Annotated in this window: 15 protein-coding genes and 1 pseudogene; 4 read left to right on the plus strand and 12 right to left on the minus strand. The window is 62.7% G+C overall.

All coding sequences use genetic code 11. The features are described from left to right. The first annotated feature begins 192 nt into the window (after positions 1-192). The 4 genes from ACG33_RS07590 to ACG33_RS07605 all read left to right on the plus strand — a co-directional run bounded on the left by ACG33_RS07590 (position 193) and on the right by ACG33_RS07605 (position 6,395). Complete coding sequence (locus ACG33_RS07590; RefSeq protein WP_157071703.1) at positions 193-2,223, plus strand: diguanylate cyclase; 2,031 nt, start codon at positions 193-195, stop codon at positions 2,221-2,223. A gap of 59 nt (positions 2,224-2,282) precedes the next feature. After that, positions 2,283-3,113 (plus strand): SAM hydrolase/SAM-dependent halogenase family protein, encoded by an 831-nt coding sequence (locus ACG33_RS07595; protein ID WP_066920082.1) that lies wholly within the window; start codon positions 2,283-2,285, stop codon positions 3,111-3,113. A gap of 261 nt (positions 3,114-3,374) precedes the next feature. Next, positions 3,375-3,593 (plus strand): hypothetical protein, encoded by a 219-nt coding sequence (locus ACG33_RS07600; protein ID WP_066920088.1) that lies wholly within the window; start codon positions 3,375-3,377, stop codon positions 3,591-3,593. A gap of 243 nt (positions 3,594-3,836) precedes the next feature. Beyond that, positions 3,837-6,395 (plus strand): bifunctional aspartate kinase/diaminopimelate decarboxylase, encoded by a 2,559-nt coding sequence (locus tag ACG33_RS07605; protein ID WP_210399218.1) that lies wholly within the window; start codon positions 3,837-3,839, stop codon positions 6,393-6,395. Here the strand turns inward: ACG33_RS07605 and ACG33_RS07610 are convergent. The 12 genes and pseudogenes from ACG33_RS07610 to ACG33_RS07665 all read right to left on the minus strand — a co-directional run bounded on the left by ACG33_RS07610 (position 6,392) and on the right by ACG33_RS07665 (position 17,460). Next, on the minus strand, positions 6,392-7,366 hold the full coding sequence (locus ACG33_RS07610) for a PA2778 family cysteine peptidase (RefSeq protein WP_066920089.1): 975 nt from the start codon (positions 7,364-7,366) through the stop codon (positions 6,392-6,394). The genes ACG33_RS07605 and ACG33_RS07610 overlap by 4 nt on opposite strands. Before the next feature lie 54 nt (positions 7,367-7,420). After that, positions 7,421-7,804, minus strand: coding sequence for a PA2779 family protein (locus ACG33_RS07615; RefSeq protein ID WP_066920090.1), 384 nt, complete (start codon positions 7,802-7,804; stop codon positions 7,421-7,423). A 193-nt stretch (positions 7,805-7,997) separates the two neighbouring features. Then, positions 7,998-8,627 (minus strand): bifunctional phosphoribosyl-AMP cyclohydrolase/phosphoribosyl-ATP diphosphatase HisIE, encoded by a 630-nt coding sequence (hisIE, locus tag ACG33_RS07620; RefSeq protein WP_083536565.1) that lies wholly within the window; start codon positions 8,625-8,627, stop codon positions 7,998-8,000. Positions 8,628-8,668: 41 nt separating this feature from the next. Next, the gene (gene hisF / locus ACG33_RS07625; RefSeq protein WP_066920092.1) at positions 8,669-9,436 is read right to left on the minus strand and encodes an imidazole glycerol phosphate synthase subunit HisF; all 768 of its coding nucleotides are present in this window, start codon (positions 9,434-9,436) and stop codon (positions 8,669-8,671) included. Then, positions 9,400-10,158, minus strand: coding sequence for a 1-(5-phosphoribosyl)-5-[(5-phosphoribosylamino)methylideneamino]imidazole-4-carboxamide isomerase (hisA, locus tag ACG33_RS07630; protein WP_066920093.1), 759 nt, complete (start codon positions 10,156-10,158; stop codon positions 9,400-9,402). Before hisA ends, hisF begins: the two co-directional genes overlap by 37 nt. A gap of 137 nt (positions 10,159-10,295) precedes the next feature. Continuing rightward, positions 10,296-10,898, minus strand: a complete 603-nt coding sequence (hisH, locus tag ACG33_RS07635; RefSeq protein ID WP_066920094.1) for an imidazole glycerol phosphate synthase subunit HisH — start codon at positions 10,896-10,898, stop codon at positions 10,296-10,298. After that, entirely contained in the window at positions 10,895-12,622 is a 1,728-nt protein-coding gene (gene hisC / locus ACG33_RS16055; protein WP_157071705.1) for a histidinol-phosphate transaminase, read from the minus strand. Before hisC ends, hisH begins: the two co-directional genes overlap by 4 nt. Positions 12,623-12,639: 17 nt before the next feature. Next, entirely contained in the window at positions 12,640-14,031 is a 1,392-nt protein-coding gene (gene hisD / locus ACG33_RS07645; protein WP_210399219.1) for a histidinol dehydrogenase, read from the minus strand. Between the two features lie 65 nt (positions 14,032-14,096). Then, positions 14,097-14,999, minus strand: a complete 903-nt coding sequence (gene hisG, locus ACG33_RS07650; protein ID WP_066920095.1) for an ATP phosphoribosyltransferase — start codon at positions 14,997-14,999, stop codon at positions 14,097-14,099. A gap of 7 nt (positions 15,000-15,006) precedes the next feature. Then, positions 15,007-15,287, minus strand: a pseudogene (locus ACG33_RS17035) (YerC/YecD family TrpR-related protein). Positions 15,288-15,769: 482 nt separating this feature from the next. Next, positions 15,770-16,711 carry an electron transfer flavoprotein subunit alpha/FixB family protein gene (locus ACG33_RS07660; RefSeq protein WP_066920096.1) on the minus strand — a complete coding sequence of 314 codons (942 nt, stop codon included), beginning with the start codon at positions 16,709-16,711 and terminating at the stop codon, positions 15,770-15,772. Next, the gene (locus ACG33_RS07665; RefSeq protein ID WP_066920097.1) at positions 16,711-17,460 is read right to left on the minus strand and encodes an electron transfer flavoprotein subunit beta/FixA family protein; all 750 of its coding nucleotides are present in this window, start codon (positions 17,458-17,460) and stop codon (positions 16,711-16,713) included. Before ACG33_RS07665 ends, ACG33_RS07660 begins: the two co-directional genes overlap by 1 nt. Positions 17,461-17,872: the final 412 nt, after the last annotated feature.

The following is a 17,872-nucleotide window of genomic DNA, read 5'->3' on the forward strand; positions in this document are numbered from 1 at the left end:
CGGGCTGTGTACGGCGGCGGCGGCGCCATGCGCGTGGCGCTGCGACAGTGACGCTGGCTAATAGTGGACGGATCCCTATACCATTCGGCTTCCTCCTCGCTACGATCGACATCCTGTGCCTTGAAACTCCATCTGTCGCATCTGCAGGCAATCCTGCGCCGTTTGCCGGTCCTTATCCGGCCTCGAGCACCGATGCGCACAGCGATAGCGTTGATCTGCGCATCGGCCGGCGCGTTCATCGCCCCGCCGCCCGGCGGCTCTACGCCGATCGTATCCATGAACATGCTCGGACTTGCGGCAGCAAGCGGCACGCATCCTGCCAAGGCATTGATCGAACGTGCTGCCGCTGCCGTACGCTCCGACCCACAGCGCAGTCGTCGTGACGCCCAGGCGGCGCTGGCGCTGTTGGCACAAAGACCCGATGCTGAACTCGAAATACGTGCCCAACTGTTGTTGTGTGATTATTTCTCCGAGCGCGATCGTGGCGTTGCCGAGGCACATGCCGGCCGGGCCCGTGAACTGCTGCCGCTGGTGCAGCGGCAGGGTTTGCAGGCCGGTGTGCTCAACTGCGCGGGCGCCATCCTCGAGACCGTGGGCGACAACGAGCGGGCAGGAGAGCTGTATGATCAGGCGGTCGCGGTAGCGGAACAGACCGGCGATCGGGAAATGCTTGCTGCGGCCTTGTATTCGCGGGGGTACTTGCAGGGTTTGCGGGCACGCTATGCCGCCGCCTTGATGGATCTCAAGCGGGCGCAGGCGATCTATGAACAGATTGGATTGCCGCATCATGCCCTGACCTCGCTCAACGGCATTGCGATCATGTACAACCGTATGGGGGACTATGCCCAGGCACGTGATATCTATGCGGAGGCACTGAAGGAGCAGCGCGCGGCGGGCATGTATCGCGAAGTCAGCGTGACGCTCCATAATCTGGGCCGTGCTCATGAGAATCTTTTGCAGTGGAATAATGCACAGGAAGCGTTTCAGCAGGCATTGAAGATATCACGCGGCTTGAAGTATGAGCGCGGCGAAGCCTATGCGCTGCGCGGTCTTGCCTCCGTGGCTATCGGTCAGGGAGATCCCAAGGGCGCCTTGACAATCCTGGATCGAGCCGCAGAACTGCAGCGCCGGACGCCCGATGCCCGGCTCGACGCCCAGATCCAGCTCGCGCGCGGCATTGCACTGCACCACTTGAACGAATTGCCGGAAAGTGCAGCGGCGCTGATCCATGCGCTGGATATTTTCGAGCAGGCCGAATCGCACCAGGAACTGCTCGCAACCTATTCGGAGCTGGCTGCGGTGCAGGCGGCCATGGGTCAGTGGCAGCAAGGCTATCTGCAGCTGTTGAGTGCGCAAAAAACCGCGGAACGCTTGTTTCGCAACCAGATCGACCAGCGTTTCGCCACCTTGAAAGTCGAGTTCGATACCGCCGGCAAAGACAAGGAGAACGCATTGCTGCTGCGCGAAAACCTGGCGAATCAGAACGCCTTGGCACAGGCGCGCCGCGCACGTCATCTACAAGCAGCCGTCATCGTTCTGACCGCGATGCTGACGGTTCTGCTGGCGACCTTGGCGATCCACCAATGGCGCACGACGCGGCGCATGCGTGTTCTGGCGATGACCGACGAACTCACCGGCGTACCCAATCGTCGTGCGGTACTGTCGCGTCTGCCGGCCTTGCTGAAGCAATCCGCCTCCCGCTGTTCACTGCTCATCATCGATATCGATTATTTCAAACGCATCAACGATGAGCACGGCCATTCCGAAGGCGATGAAGCGTTGAAGCTCGTGGCCGCGAGGCTGCGGGAAGGCATCCGCGAACCGGCCTCCATCGGACGGCTGGGCGGCGAGGAATTCGTGGTTCTGCTGCCGGATACCCGCATCGATGAGGCATGTGCGCTTGCAGAACGATTCCGTCAGCAGATCATGGCGATCGACACGCGGCGCTGGGCGGCGGATCGGCGCATCACCGTCAGCATCGGAGTCACCATGTCGCTGGCGCTTGGAGACACTCCCAGCGCCATGCTGCAGCGTGCGGATGCAGCCTTGTATGATGCCAAGCGCACCGGACGCAACTGTGTACGGGTGCGGCTATCGGCGCATGAGTGCAAGGCCGAAAATGCGCCTGCCGATGGTCCTGTCGACGACAGGGCGGAAGGATCGGGCGGCAACGAGGAGCGGTATGCACAACAGGGGGATGCGCCGGCGGCAGGATTCACCTGAGACGGCGATCAAGGCGGGTCGAGGCTGAATTGCAGCGCACCAACAGGAATACAGGCACAATGAAGCATCGCGGGCGCCAGGCCGAAGTCATGTTTACTCCGGCTGGCATCATCACGATCACCACCGATTTCGGCCATGAGGGACCATTCGTGGCGACCGTCAAGGGCCGCATCCTCGAGCGTCTGCCCGAGGCCCGGATCATCGATGTTACACATGAGGTCCCGGTCTATTGGCCAGCCGAGGCCGGATTCTGGCTGGCACGAGCCTATTCTTACTTCCCGCAAGGAACAGTGCACCTGGCGGTCGTCGATCCCGGGGTCGGCACGAAACGCGACATTATCGCGGTGCTGGCCGACGGCCACCTGTTTCTGGCCCCGGATAACGGCCTGCTGGCACCGGTCGTAACGCGAGTCGGTGCCGCGGTGATTCATCGCCTGGATCTGCCGCGGGTCACTTCGCGCTTCAATCTACCGCCAACCAGCGCCACGTTTCATGGCCGGGATATTTTTGCGCCGCTCGCCGCCGAAATCGCCGCCGGCCGCGCGGCGCCTGTGGATCTAGGTCCGGAAATCACCGAGATCGTGCCTTCCTGGGTCGACGAACCCGTGGTCAGCGAAGGACAGGTGGCCGGGGTGGTGATCACCATCGATCATTTCGGCAATCTCATCACCAATATCGATGCCCGGCTGCTCGAGGGGTTCCAGACGCCCCTTGTGCGCACCGGTGGCCATCGATTCGCTCTGCGGCGCACTTATGGGGACGTCCGGCCCGGGGATTACCTGGGACTGATCAACTCTTTCGGGGTCGTGGAAATCGCCCGCGCCGAGCAAAGCGCCGCCGAGGCGTTAGGCCTGGGAAGGGGGGCGCCCGTGACGATCGTAGAGGGCTGATGCTCCGGACGGGCTGGGGCGTCCGGTTGTCCTTGGGACCGGACAGCGCCGTTGTCAGCGCTCCACGCCGCTGAATGGATCATCCTGCGGGAGCATCGGAGCGAACCTTGACGCCTGACCGTTGTCCACATCCCCGGAGCGACAGGCTGCCCGACCCTGGCCATTGAAAACCGCCGTGCTTCGTATATAGTCCGCAGGCTTTCCAGTCCCACCGATCATTGATGTCATTGATTTCGCAGGAAATTTCTCAGGAACCTCACAATGGAGAGAGACAGCGGGCACTTTGATCTCGATGATGACTTCATCGCCGACAACGACGAAGTGCAAACTTATGACAAATTCATAGATACCGTGAGTCGGCGCAGCCGGCCCAATACGGCCGCAGCCGTCAAGAAAGGTAAGGCGGCCTGGAGCAAACTCGAGGACGTTCTGGCCGACCGACGCCTGAAGAAAGAGCTGAACGACTTCGAGGAAGAATAGACTCGAGAAAGAATAGAATAGGAGGCTCCGTGCAGGCCGCTCGGTCTGTGCACCTCCGATCCATGAGTCGCGCGCCGCGAGGGCGGGGCATTTCCGGGTGGGTGCCGCAGAGTGCTGTCAGGCGGGCACCGCCTTATCAGGTTCGTTCAGGTTCATTCGCTAATGGGGTCACAAATGAGGTTGGCTGATTCTTCGCCAGGGGCGGTTTCTGGCGCTGCACCCGCTACCGAGTCAAACTGGGTCGTGCTCAAGTTCGGCGGCACCAGCGTGTCGTCTGCGGCCAACTGGAAAAACATTGCCGACGTACTGCGTGAGCGCCTGGCCGAAGGCCTGCGTCCGCTCGTGGTTCACTCGGCCCTGTCCGGCATCACCGACCGCCTGGAACAGTTGCTCAGCCTCGCCATCAGCAACGATTGGGCGCCGGTCATGGATCAGATCGAACAGCGTCACCGCGATCTCGCTCGCGATCTGGGTGTCATTCCCAGTCCCGACCTGGAAGAACAGTTCAAGCGGCTGCGCCAGATCGCTTCGGGCGTCGCACTGGTAGGAGAAGTCAGCGAACGCCTGCGTGCCCGGGTTCTGGCTCAGGGCGAGTTGATGGCCACTCGACTCGGCGCGGCGTTCCTGGCTACACAGGGGCTGGATGTACAGTGGATCGATGCGCGCACGGTGCTCAAGTCCGAGCCGCGCGCACACGCCAGCTTGCGCGCCAGCTATCTATCGGCCACTTGCGCCTATGAACCCGATCACCTGCTTCAGCAACGCTGGTCTTCCTCGGGTAGCGTGTGGATTTCACAAGGCTTCATCGCCAGCGACGAGAAGGGCGAGACGGTGCTGCTCGGCCGCGGCGGCTCGGATACCTCGGCCAGCTATTTCGCCGCCAAGCTGCAAGCCTGTCGCCTGGAGATCTGGACCGATGTGCCTGGCATGTTCAGCGCCAATCCGCGCGCCGTGCCCGCGGCCCGTCTGCTGCGCTCCCTGGAATATGACGAGGCACAGGAGATCGCCAGCAGCGGCGCGAAGGTATTGCATCCGCGCTGCGTCATGCCGGTCAAGCAGTACGGCATACCCCTGCATGTGTTCGCGACCCAGACACCAAAGCTCGAGGGCACCGTCATCACTGCCCACGGCGGCAATGTCGCGGCGCAGGTGAAGGCGGTAACCATGAAAAGGAACATCACGCTCGTAACGATGGAAACCGTCGGTATGTGGCATTCGGTCGGTTTTCTGGCTGATGCCTTCAAGGTGTTCAAGGATCACGGGCTGTCGATCGACCTGGTATCGACCTCCGAGACCAACGTCACCGTTTCGCTGGATCCGGCGGCCAATTCAATGGACAAGGCAACCATGGACGGCCTGATCCTGGATCTCGGGCGGATCTGCCGGGTCGAGCTGATCGGGCCATGCGCGGCCGTCAGCCTGGTAGGCCGCAACATCCGTGCGATTCTGCACCGTCTCGGCGAGGCGCTCGAACTGTTCGAGGAACAGAAGATCTACCTGGTCACCCAGGCTGCCAACGATCTCAATATCACTTTCGTGATCGACGAGGATCAAGGCGATCGCTTGGTGGCCAGGCTGCATGAGATTGCGATTCGCAAGATGACCGCGGATCGCGTGTTGGGTCCCACCTGGGAGGAACTGTACAGCCCGATCGGCAAGGTCCGGGGTACGGAAGGGCAATGGTGGCATCAGCGCCGGGAGGAGCTGTTGGCATTGGGGCGCGAGCATGGCGCGGCTTTCGTATACGATCGCAGCACGCTGCAGTCACGGGCCGAGGCGCTCCAAGCCTTACCGGGAATCGATGCGGTATTCTACGCTCTGAAGGCGAACTGGCATCCCGATATACTGCGGCTGTTCCATGATCAGGGCCTGGGATTCGAGTGCGTTTCACAACGGGAAGTGGAACATGTCCTGAATATTCTACCGGACATCGATCGCCGCCGGATTTTGTTCACTCCGAACTTTGCTCCGCGCTCGGAGTACGCCTGGGCCTTGCAACAGGGTATCGTGCTGACGCTCGATAATCTGTATCCGCTCAAAGCCTGGCCGAATTTGTTCACCGGCCGAGAAATTTTCATACGCATCGATACGGGTCATGGCCGCGGTCATCACGACAAGGTGCGTACCGCCGGGGTACATTCCAAGTTCGGCGTGCCGATGTTCGAACTCGACGAACTGGAGTCGCTGGTGGAGTCCTCGGGCGTCACTGTCATCGGCCTGCATGCGCATGCGGGCAGCGGCGTGTTCAACGTCGACAACTGGGCTTCGATCGGCACGACCTTGGCGACGCTGGCTCGACGCTTGAAGAGCGTACGAATCGTGGATCTGGGCGGCGGTCTGGGAGTACCGGAACGGCTGGGGCAACCGGGCATCGTGCTGGCGGATTTCGCCGCCATGATCGAGGCGCTTCGGGCCGCATACCCCGGCCTGGCGCTGTGGATCGAGCCAGGCCGCTATCTGGTGGCGGAGGCCGGCGTACTGCTGGCGCAGGTCACACAGTTGAAGGGCAAGGGCGAGGTGCATTACATCGGCGTAGCGACCGGCATGAATTCCTTGATTCGCCCCGCCTTATACGGCGCGCATCATGAAATCCTGAATCTGAGCCGCCTGGAGGAAGCGCCCACGGAAATCGTCAACGTGGTCGGGCCGATCTGCGAGTCCGGCGACGTACTCGGCGCCGAACGACTGCTGCCGCCGAGCGAGGAAGGCGATGTGCTGCTGATCGCCACGGCGGGTGCCTATGGTCGGGCCATGAGCTCATGCTACAACCTGCGTGAACCGGCGCGGGAGTTCATGATCTAGGGCTGCGGGCATGCGGCATCGTCGACAAACGATGCCGCGGTATCCACCTTCTGCGCAGTCGCCGCCACGGCGGATTCCAGCGTAGTGCCTGTCGCCAAGGCTGCAGCCCTAGCGATGTGCACGCGTGCGGCTGCGAAGCATCCGCGGCCGGCAAGAATCTCGGCGAGATTGTTGTGGGCGACGATGTTGTCGGCATCCAGTGCGAGTGCCCCGACATAGCCGTCCTCGGCAGAGCGCAGATCACCCTTTCTGTAGCTGATATTGGCAAGCCCGACGGCCGGCCAGACGGAATGCGGCCACTGCGCACGAGCACTCGCATAGGCCTGAGCTGCGGCATCCAGCCGACCGACGGCTTCGAGGCCCGCAGCCGCAGTCAGATAACGTTCGAGGTCCGGATTCTTCGGTAATTGATCCGGAGCCAGGACGATCAGACCCCACGATTGTGCCCGCGCCCAGGTCTTGATGAATCGATCCATGCCGATCACCAAGCGCCGCGTCGTGCCGGATCGCAGAATGAGCGTTCGTGCTTGCAGGTCATAACCGACGAGCACCGCAAAGTGCCATGCAGGCGCAACCTTCAGCCCGAGATTCTGCATGACCAGTACGGGCCTGCCGACCGCAACCTGCTCGAGCACAGCCGGCAGGCTCTCGGCAAGCAGATACGGTACGTGATCGCGCCGGCGTGTGGCAGCCAGAAGTTCCAGCTGCAAACTTCCCTTTCTGCCCGGAAGATAGACATCCTCCACCAGATCCCCAGGCAAGACGGATACGCCTGCAGCTTGCAGTACCGTTGCCAGTGCCGCAGGTCCGCACTGGTACTGCTGCTGAGCAAAGAAGGGTACCTGCGCCAGCTCCACTTGCGCCGGCAAATCGGAGGTGTTCGCCGTCGTAAGCTTGGTCGGCTGCAAGGCGCAGCCGCACAGGACTGCAATGACCAGCCACGCGCTCGCTGCGTGGCGCAACAGCCTCATGAGCGATGTCTCATGAGCGAGGTCTCATGAGCGAGCGAAATCTCCAGCAAAGATTTATGGGATTTTTTTGAAGATATCGATTACGCCAACGAGTTCTAGAATCAACAGCACGACAAATACGACCCCGATCAGTTCGAAAAGACCCGCACCGGCCGGCATATTGTCCATCCGCTCGGCAAGTGTCCTGAGCTCCGCATCGGTGAGTCCGGCAAGACGCGTCTCGATCTGTGCTTGGTTTACGCCCAGTGCCTGCATCTGCTCGCGGACCTGTTCTCGCGCCAGAACATTACCGATGCGTTCCAGGTCTGCGCCGCGCCGCGTCGACTCCAAGCCGGCAAGCGTGCCGAGGATCTCGGCCTGCACCGTCATCGGCGAACCCAGTCCAAGCAGCGATACGATCAACGCATAGACTACTGTCTTCCGCAGAAGCTCGGCCATGGATTTACCTCGAAAGATGAAGTGAGGACTATATTGTTCCTGCATTGTAGTTGTTCCCGACAACGCTGCAATGTTTCCAGCTGGCGACAGTGTGCCGCAGTCCCGCTCGGGCGGCAGATTCGCACACCGGTTAGCTGGAAGCGATGACTGCAGAAAGATTCATGCCGTACCGCTGCGAGTGACGCGGCGGGTATCAGGGTTTGGCGACATGGCGTCCTTCCAGTTCCTGTACGATATTCGTCAACGACAACCCGCGGCTGCGCAACAGCAGAGCCAGATGAAACACCAGGTCGGCGGATTCGCTCACCAGCGCGCCATCCGCCTGCGTCACCGCTGCGAGCGCAACCTCCACGCCTTCCTCGCCAACCTTTTGGGCCATGCGACTCAGTCCCTGGGACCACAGCCGCGCCGTGTAGCTGCCTTCCGGACGGTCACCGATGCGTTGCGCAATGACGGCTTCCAGCTGCGCCAGAAAAGACAGTCGGGTGGCCTCGCTGGCCACTGCATCCGCGAAGCAGCTGCGCGTGCCCTGATGGCAGGTCGGACCCACCGGTATGGCCATCACCAGCAGGGCGTCCTGGTCACAGTCCGCGGCGACATCGACCACCTTCAGGAAGTTCCCGGAGGTTTCCCCCTTGGTCCAGAGGCGCTGTTTGCTACGGCTGTAAAACGTTACCCGGCGATCGGTCAAAGTCGCGCGCAAAGCCTGCTTGTTCATATAGCCCAGCATCAACACCTGGCCGCTGCCTGCATCCTGCACGATGGCGGGCAATAGTCCATCGCCCTTGTTCCAGGCCAGCTGGCTCACTCGTTCGAGCGTCATGCTCTGCGTCGTCGTGGAGGAAGGCGTCGTGGATGGGGGCGTCATGGGCGAACCTCGATGTTTCGTGCGGCCAGCGCGCGCTTGAGATCGGGGATGGCGATCGTGCCGGAATGAAAAACACTGGCAGCCAATGCGCCGTCCACGCCGGCCTGCTCGAAGACCGCGGCGAAATGTTCCGGTGCGCCGGCGCCGCCCGAGGCAATCAGAGGCACCGAACAAAGCTGCCGCACCGCGGTCAACTGCTCGATGTCATAGCCCGTGCGCACACCGTCGCTGGCCATGCAGTTCAGTACGATCTCGCCCGCGCCGCGCGCCTGGACCTCGCGCACCCAGTCCAGGGTGCGACGTGCGGTATTGCGGGTGCGCTCGGGATCGCCGGTGAACTGATACACGTAGTACTCGCCGTCCAGCGTCTGGCTGTCGATGCCGATCACCACGCACTGCGCTCCGAAGCGTGCGCTGAGCGCGCCGATGAGGTCGGGATTCTGCAGCGCAGGAGAGTTGATCGAAATCTTTTCCGCACCCTCGCCCAGAACCTGCTCCGCGTCCGCCACGCTGCGAATGCCGCCGGCGACGCAAAAGGGGATGTCCAGGATGCGTGCGACCCTGCGCACCCAGCTGCGATCCACCGAACGGTCCTGCGGACTGGCGGTGATGTCGTAGAACACCAGCTCGTCCGCGCCTTCGTCGCGGTACCGTTGCGCCAGCTCCAGAATGCCGCCGACGACCACGTGATCGCGGAAGCGCACGCCCTTGACGACCTGGCCGTCTCTTACATCGAGGCAGGGGATGATGCGTTTGGCAAGAATGGCCGCAGCTCCTCAGGTGAAATCTTGTTTTCCAGCAGCGCCTTGCCACTGATGACGGCGGCGACGCCGCACTCGCGCAGTGCCGACAGATCGCTCCCCGCGGCCACGCCGCCCGAAGCCTGCCATTGCAGCTCGGGGAAGCGTTTCACGGCCTGCGCATACAGCGCCAGGTTCGGACCATTGAGCGCGCCGTCGCGTGCAATATCGGTGCACAGTACATGACGCAGCCCCGCCTGCAGATAGGATTCCAGGACGTCCCATAGTACGACTTCGCTGGTGTGCTGCCAGCCGTGTGTGGTCAACAGCGGCCGGCCCGCTCCGTCCAGACGCACATCCAGCGCCAGTACGATGCGCTGCGGGCCGAGTTCGCGCATCCATTCGCTGACCTGCCCGGGTGCGGTGACGGCAAGGCTGCCGATCACGGCACGCTCGACACCCTGTTCCAGCAGGTCGCGTACCCGCGCCAGCGAGCGCAGGCCGCCGCCGACCTGGAGCTTCACCCGGACATCCGCCGCCATCGCGATGATGGCATCCCGGTTGGCCTGGGTGCCGTCGCGCGCACCGTCCAGATCCACCACATGGACATGCCGGGCACCGAGCGCCAGGTAACGCTCGAGCACACTCGAGGGATCATCGGAGTAGACGGTCTCGGCCGCGAAATCCCCCTTGAACAGGCGTACACAGCGGCCTTGACGCAGATCGATGGCGGGAATCAGTTCCATGATGGATGAGTTTTCAAAAAGAGCAGATGCATTTGGTAGTGCTGATGGGTACTGCCGGTAGTGCCGATCGGTGCCGCGGGTTCAGGAGTCGATGCAGCAGCCCGATCGGCAAAATGAAGATCCAAGCATCCGCAGACTCACAACCGCAGGAAGTTGCCCAGCAAGCATGCACCGTTGCGCGCCGAGCGTTCCGGATGAAACTGCGCCCCTTGAACGTTGCCTTGCTGTACCAACGCCGAGAAGGGTTCGCCGTAGGTCGTTCGGGCAAGCGTCACGGGACCCGGCGGCGCAGCGTAGCTATGCACGAAGTACATATGGTCTCCGCTGTTCAGCCCCGCCAGCAAAGGATTGCCAGCATTCGCCGCATCGAACTCGAGCTGGTTCCAGCCTATATGAGGAACCGGGAACCCCGCCCGCCCGGCGAACCGCCGCACCCGCCCCGGCAGCAGTCCCAGACAGACCGTATCGCCCTCCTCGGAGGATTCGAACAGCAGCTGCATGCCCACGCAGATGCCGAGCAGAGGCTGGGTAAGGGTACGGATCGTTTCCACCAGACCAGCCTGGCGCAACCGGCTCATGCAGTCCGCGGCTGCACCGACGCCGGGCAGGATGACATGCGTGGCCGCGCGCAGCACCTGCGCATCAGTGGTGAGCGTGGAAGACACACCCAGGCGGTCGATCGCGAACTGCAAGGAGGCGATGTTCGCGCCGCCGCTGTCGATGATGGCCAGGCGCGTCACAGCATCCCCTTGGTGCTGGGCAACTGGGTATCCGTGATGCGGATTGCCTGGCGCAGCGTGCGGCCCAGGCCCTTGAAGCAGGCTTCGATCATATGATGTGTATTGTCGCCTTCGACCTTGATGTTGATGGCGGCTCCCAGAGCCTCCGACAGGGAGCGAAAGAAATGCGGCACCAGCTCTGTAGGCAACTGGCCGACCTGGTCGCGGCCGAAGTGTCCCTCGAAAACACAGTACGGCCGTCCCGACAAATCGATCGCGACTTGCGCCAATGCCTCATCCATGGGTAGCACGAACCCATAGCGATGAATTCCGCGCTTGTCGCCCAATGCCGTCTTGAGTGCCTGGCCCAGCGCCAGCGCACAGTCCTCGATCGTATGATGCTCGTCGATATGCAGATCGCCCTTGCAGCGCAGTTGCATGGAGAAGCCGCCGTGGCGCGCGATCTGCTCCAGCATGTGATCGAAAAAACCCAGACCGGTGTTTATCTCGGTGGCGCCTTCGCGATCCAAGTCCACTTCGATCGTGATATCGGTTTCCCGGGTGGTACGCTGCACGCGGGCGCGGCGCGCGGCCGGCTCTGCCGAGCGTTCGAAAAGCCTGGTATCGATACCGCCGGCACGGGCCAGCGCGCGCAGCAGCCGATCGTTTTGTTGCGGGGTGCCCACCGAGATGCGCAGGCTGCCGTCCAGGCCGGGCTGTGAGCGGGTATCACGGATGATCAGACCCGCACCCGCGGCGATGTCCAATACCGCGGCGGCATCCTCGCAGTCCACCAGCAGGAAGTTCGCCTCGCTGGGCCAGACCTTGCGGATCTGCGGCAAGCGGGCAAGCTGTTCGCTCAGGCGGGCGCGTTCACTCAGCACGACATCGATACGTTGTGCCGCTTCGTCGCGATGTCTGCCGTCCGTGTAGCTCAACACGGTATCGACGGTTTGAGTCGGCAACGCATAGGGCGTGATCACCCGGGCCAGCAGCGCGATGATGGCGGGATGAGCGAGCAGCGCGCCGCAACGTGCGCCAGCCAGGGCATAGGCCTTGGACAGGGTGCGCAGCACAACAAGGTTGGTATGGCGTTCGAGCAGCGTGGTGACGCTGGCGGCATGGGGGGAGGTGACCATACCGTCGGCGGCGGTGATCGGGGTTGCCCGGGCAAACTCCACATAGGCTTCGTCGACCACGACCAAGGATTTCCCGTCCAGGCGTTCGCACAGGATTTCGATGCTCCGACGATCCACCGCGTTGCCGGTCGGGTTGTTGGGGCTGCATACGAACACCAGCTTGACGCTTTCCCGCCAGGCTGCCAGCACCGCTGCGGTTTCCAGCATGAAGTTGCGCTCGCGCCGTAATGGCGCTTCGATCACGCCGGCACCTTGGATGCACGCAGATACCTTGTACATGCCGAAGGTCGGCGGGCAGATCAGGATGCTGTCCTGGCCGGCACGGCAGAAAGCACGCACCAGCAAGTCGATACCTTCGTCGCTGCCGCGTCCGGCAAGTACCTGCTCTGCTGCCACGCCGTACAAATTCGCAAGATGCGCGATCAAAGCCTTGGGTTGCGGCTCGGGATAGCGGTTCAGTCCCGGGCACGAGCTGTCGCCGCCGGCGCGCCAGGGCATTTCATTTGCATGCATGCGCTCCAGCTGCGGCGCCCAGTCGGCATGCTGATAGGGCTGCAACGCGCGGATCTCGGGACGCGCCAGGGCGAGATTCTTGTTTATGGACATGTCGGTATCAGTGGACGTCATGCGCCTTCGGAGCCGCGCAGCGGGGTGTCGGGACGCGCGGCCGCCCTTACGCCATCCGGGAGGACGGTTGCCAGATAGGCCAGACGTACCTGGACCGCGTTCGCGTGCGCACCGAGACCTTCCATGTGCGCGATGGTCAGCGCCGTGGGCCCCAGATCCCGCAGACCGTCCGCCGTGAGTTCCTGGATGGTGATGCGCTTCAGGAAATCACCCAACCCGAGGCCGCTGTAGGCACGCGCAAACCCATAGGTCGGCAGTACGTGATTGGTACCGCTGCAATAATCCCCCATGGTCTCCGGCGTCCAGGCCCCCAGGAAGACCGAACCGGCATTGCGGACTTGCGGTACCCAGGCACGCGCCGCGGCGATCTGTATGATGAGATGCTCGGGTGCATAGGTATTGCTGAGATCGAATGCATCCTGCAGCGAATCGACCAGGAACAAGCGCGTATTCTGGATGGCTTCACGCAAGGTGCGTTCACGCTCGAGCCTGGGCATTTGCGCCGCCAACTGCTCGAGCGTAGCCTGTGCCAGAGCCATGGAGGTGGTTACCAGCACCGACTGCGCATCGGCACTGTGTTCTGTCTGTGCCAGCAGGTCGGCCGCGACGAATTCGGGGTGCGCCTGCTCATCGGCGATGACCAGGACTTCCGAGGGACCGGCCGGGAGATCCAGCGCGGCGCCGTCGGGATCGTTCGCTACCAACAGCTTGGCGGCCGTCACCCAGGCATTGCCGGGACCGTAGACTTTGTCGACCTTGGGCACGCTGGCGGTGCCGTAAGCCATGGCGGCAATGGCCTGTGCACCGCCAAGTTTGAATACACGCTCGATACCGCATAGCCGTGCAACCGTGAGTACGGCCGGATCGGCGGAGCCGTCCTTGCGCGGCGGCGTGCAGATAATGCGTGTCGGACAACCGGCGATGAGCGCAGGCACTGCCAGCATGATAGCGGTGGAGGGCAGGGGAGCCACGCCTGCGGGCACATACAGCCCTACGGCGTCGATGGGACGAAACTCGCGCTCGCACGTCACGCCCGGAGAGATCTCCAGCCGAATGGGTTCAGCGCGCTGGGCTTCGTGGAAACGTCGCACATTGGCGATCGCACGCTCCAGCGCCTGGCGCTGCACCGCATCGAGCGAGGTCTGCGCTGCGGCAAACTCCGCGGGCGTTACTTCCAGCGTCGTGAGTTCCACGCCGTCGAAGCGGCGCGCATAGTCGACCAAGGCATGATCGCCGCGGCTGCGCACTTCCTGGATGATCTCGCGCACCTGCTCATGCAGCGCCTGGGTATTACGTTGCGCGGGACGCCGCAGGGCGGTATATCGCTCCTGGGCGGATAGCGAAGACCATCGGCGTATGGGCAGCTGTGATCGTAGCTCGGCGGTCACATCAATCTCTCATTTGAGTCGGTCCACTAGAGACCGTCTGATCGATTCCAATCGGATCGGCTCATTCAGGCCAGCATCTTTTCCACCGGCAGTACCAGGATCGAGCTGGCGCCGACACCCTTGAGGCTCTCGAGCGTTTCCCAGAATACGTTCTCGCGGCAGACAGCATGCACCGCCACCTTGTCGCCGGCCCCATCGAGAGGCACGATCGTCGGCGCTTCGCTGCCGGGCAGGAGTTTGCGGATATCGGCGAGCTTGGCGCGCGGCGCATGCAGCATGATGTACTTGCTTTCCTTCACCTGCTGCACGCCATCGATGCGCATCCTCAAGCGCTGGATCCAGGCCTGCTTCTCCGCCGAGACAGCCACTGGGGTGCTGATGATCGCGGCGCGGCTTTCCATGATCATCTCGGCTTCCCGCAGATGATTGGCGAGCAGCGTGGATCCGGTGGAGACCAGGTCGCAAATGAAATCCGCCCGGCCGAGCCGGGGAGCGATTTCGACGGCGCCGGAGAGGGTGACGATCTCGGCAGTCACGTCGTTCTCGCGCAGGTAGCGCGCCAGGATGTTCGGATAGGTCGTGGCAATGCGCTTGCCGCGCAGTGAGGCTGGACCGTCGTACTTCGCGCCGTCGGGTACGGCAATCGACAGGCGGCACTTGCCGAAGTCCAGCACCTGGAGCTGCTCGAATAAAGGCGCGATGCCGCGCGCCTGGAAAGCCAGGCGTTTTTCCTCGATTACGTTCAGGCCGACGATACCCAGATCACAGACATCCTGCTGGACCAGATCGGGAATGTCATCGTCACGCACCAGCAGCAGGTCCAGCGGCATGTTCTCGCCATAGCACAGCAGCTGATCCTTGCCGCGGCTGTACTTGAGTCCGCAGCGCACCAGCAGGTCCAGGGAGTTGTCGGTGAGACGTCCGCTTTTTTGCAGCGCGACCTTGAGGCGGGAGGCTTTGTCCATCATCAGGAGATCAAACCTTGGGTTCTTGGCGGATGCGATCGATTTTGAGACGCTCGGCAGCCAGCAGGTAGCCGCCGTTGCCGGTGCTCAGGAACCGGGCGACACGGCCGATCGTAGTGACGCTGACACCGGTCTGCTTATGAATTTCGCGATAGGGAACCCCTTTCTGGAGTAGACCTACCACAACCCAGCGATCCGTCAGGGCCCCTGTAGCTCGGCAGGGGTGCACAGATCCTGAAAAAAGGCGCGACATTCCTCCGCGCTGCGCAGAGTCAGGATCGCGTCGAACAAGGCGCGTTCCGCCTGTGCCTTCTGGCGCGGCGTCAATGTGCGGTTGTCTTTCACGGCTGCTACGGTTATCGGCGGCGGTATCGGCTTATCGATCAGCTGTACTAGCGTAATAGCATGATATTACATTGATACAGCGCTTCAGGCAAGCGGTGTCTCGGACAAGCGGATTCGAGCCGGTTTCGGAGTGGACCGGTTCCGGGCTGGGCTGGTTCTGGCTGAATTGGTTCTGGAGTGGCGGGTCCCGGCCCCGAATCAATCCTGGACCGAGGGACTCCTTTTGGCCGTTGCAGACGCCGGACAACTGTCGCATAGCCACATCCCGTTCCTGGTTCCCACCGATCATGCCTTCGGATTTAAGGCATGATCGGTGGGAACCAGGAACGGGGCTAGTCCGTAGTATGAGCGAGCGACTTGAGGCTGGCGGACCGGCCGGTGCCGGTCCGCCTTGTGCGAAGTGGCGGGAACCGCGCGGTTTCGGCCGATCAGCCCAGGACCTGTTCCAGCTCCGGGAGAACCTTGAACAGATCGCCGACCAGTCCGATGTCGGCTACCTCGAAAATCGGCGCTTCGGGATCCTTGTTGATCGCCACGATGGTACGCGCATCCTTGATCCCGGTGAGATGCTGAATGGCACCGGAGATGCCGACTGCCACGTATAGCTCCGGCGAAATGATCTTGCCGGTCTGTCCGACCTGCAGTTCGTTCGCCGCATAGCCGGCATCGACCGCGGCGCGCGATGCGCCGACACCCGCGCCGATTTTGTCGGCAAGGCTGTAGATCAGCTGGAAGTTCTCGGCGCTGGCCAAGGCGCGGCCGCCGGAAACGACACGTGCCGCGGTTTGCAGGTCTGGACGGCCGGTGGCCGCCGCCGAGCGGCTGACAAAACGCGTATGAGTGGGCAGATCCACCGCGACAGTAGCCGCTTCGATGCCGGCGCTGCCGCCCTGCGGCGCCTCCTGGAAGGAGGCGGTTCGTACCGTGGCCACCAGCGTGCTGTTCTGACTGGCCTCGACCGTGATGATGGCGTTACCGGCGTAGACCGGACGCTGGAAGCGCCACGCCGACTCGGCCATCATGATATCGCTGAGCTGGCCGACGCCGAGGAGCGCCGCGACACGCGGCATCAGGTCCTTGCCGAAAGTGGTCGAAGGGCCGAATACATGGCTGTAACCGGCGGCGAGCGCGGCTACCTGGGGCGCCAGCACGGCTGCCAGGGCTTCGGCATTTGCCGGGTTGTCCACCTTCAGGACGCGATTGACTCCCTGGATTGCGGCAGCTTGAGCGGCGACTTCCGCCGCGTCGCTCGCGAACACCGCGATGTCGATCTGCGCGCCGTCTATGGCGCTGGCACAGGCCACGCACTTGGCCGTTGCCGGGTTGAGCTTGCCGCCGGCGTGTTCGGCGACGATCAGAATCTTGGCCATCAGACGAGCCCCTTCTGTTTCAGCGCGGCCACGAGTTCCGCGACGTCTTTTACCATGATGCCCTTCTGGCGCCCCGCGGGCGGGTCGTACTTGAGGGTCTTGAACTGGGAGTCGGTGCTCACGCCGAGATCGGCAATGGACAGAACATCCAGCGGTTTTTTCTTGGCCTTCATGATGTCGGGCAGCTTCACGTAGCGCGGCTCATTGAGGCGCAGGTCGCTGGTGATGACCGCCGGCAGATCGACTTCGATCGTTTCGAGCCCCGCGTCCACCTCGCGCGTGATCCTGGCCTTGGCGCCGTCGAGTTCGACCTTGGAGGCGAAGGTCGCCTGGGGACGATTCCACAATGCGGCCAGCATCTGCCCCGTCTGGTTGTTGTCGTCGTCGATCCCCTGCTTGCCCAGCAGCACGATCTGCGGAGACTCCTTTTCGATCAGCTGCAGAAAAATACGGGCCGCAGCGAGCGGTTCTACTGTCGCATCGGTTTGCACCAAAATAGCGCGGTCGGCGCCCATGGCCAGGCCGGTGCGCAACTGCTGCTGGGCGTCGGCCGGACCGATGCCGACAACGATGACTTCCGCTGCCGCGCCTTTTTCCTTGATGCGCAGCGCCTCTTCCAGCGCGATCTCATCGAAGGGGTTGATGCTCATCTTCACCCCGTCGGTCACGATGCCCGTGCCATCGGGTTTGACGCGCACGCGGACGTTGTAGTCCACCACGCGCTTCAGGCCCACGAGAATCTTGCTCACTAGCGCTCCTTGAAACGATGAATTGCTGTTGCCGCAGGCCTCGCGCGGGCATGGCACTCACGCTCTGGCCGTCTTGCGCCGAAGGCGCGGAAAAGGGCCGCCGGGAGGTGAAACAAGCCAGCGAGGGACCCGGTCGAGGTGTCGCAAGGTTGCGAGACTACCGGCCGGGCAGCGGCGGGCACGCTAACGGATGAATCGGCAAGAGTCAAATGACATTGCCGCTTCAGGCGATCAAGCCAGCCTGGCTGCCCTGCAACCCGCCATGCAGATTCACCTCGGTGAATTCCGGCCGGTGTGAGCTCATTCCTGGAACTGTCTGTTTTTAAAGGTTACGGCATATTTGAAGGGCACGGCGCACGGAATCGAATCCGCGCCTCCGTTACACTGCGCCCATCACGGCTGGATCTGTAAC

This window comes from Steroidobacter denitrificans (assembly GCF_001579945.1).
In the GTDB taxonomy this organism is placed as follows: domain Bacteria; phylum Pseudomonadota; class Gammaproteobacteria; order Steroidobacterales; family Steroidobacteraceae; genus Steroidobacter; species Steroidobacter denitrificans.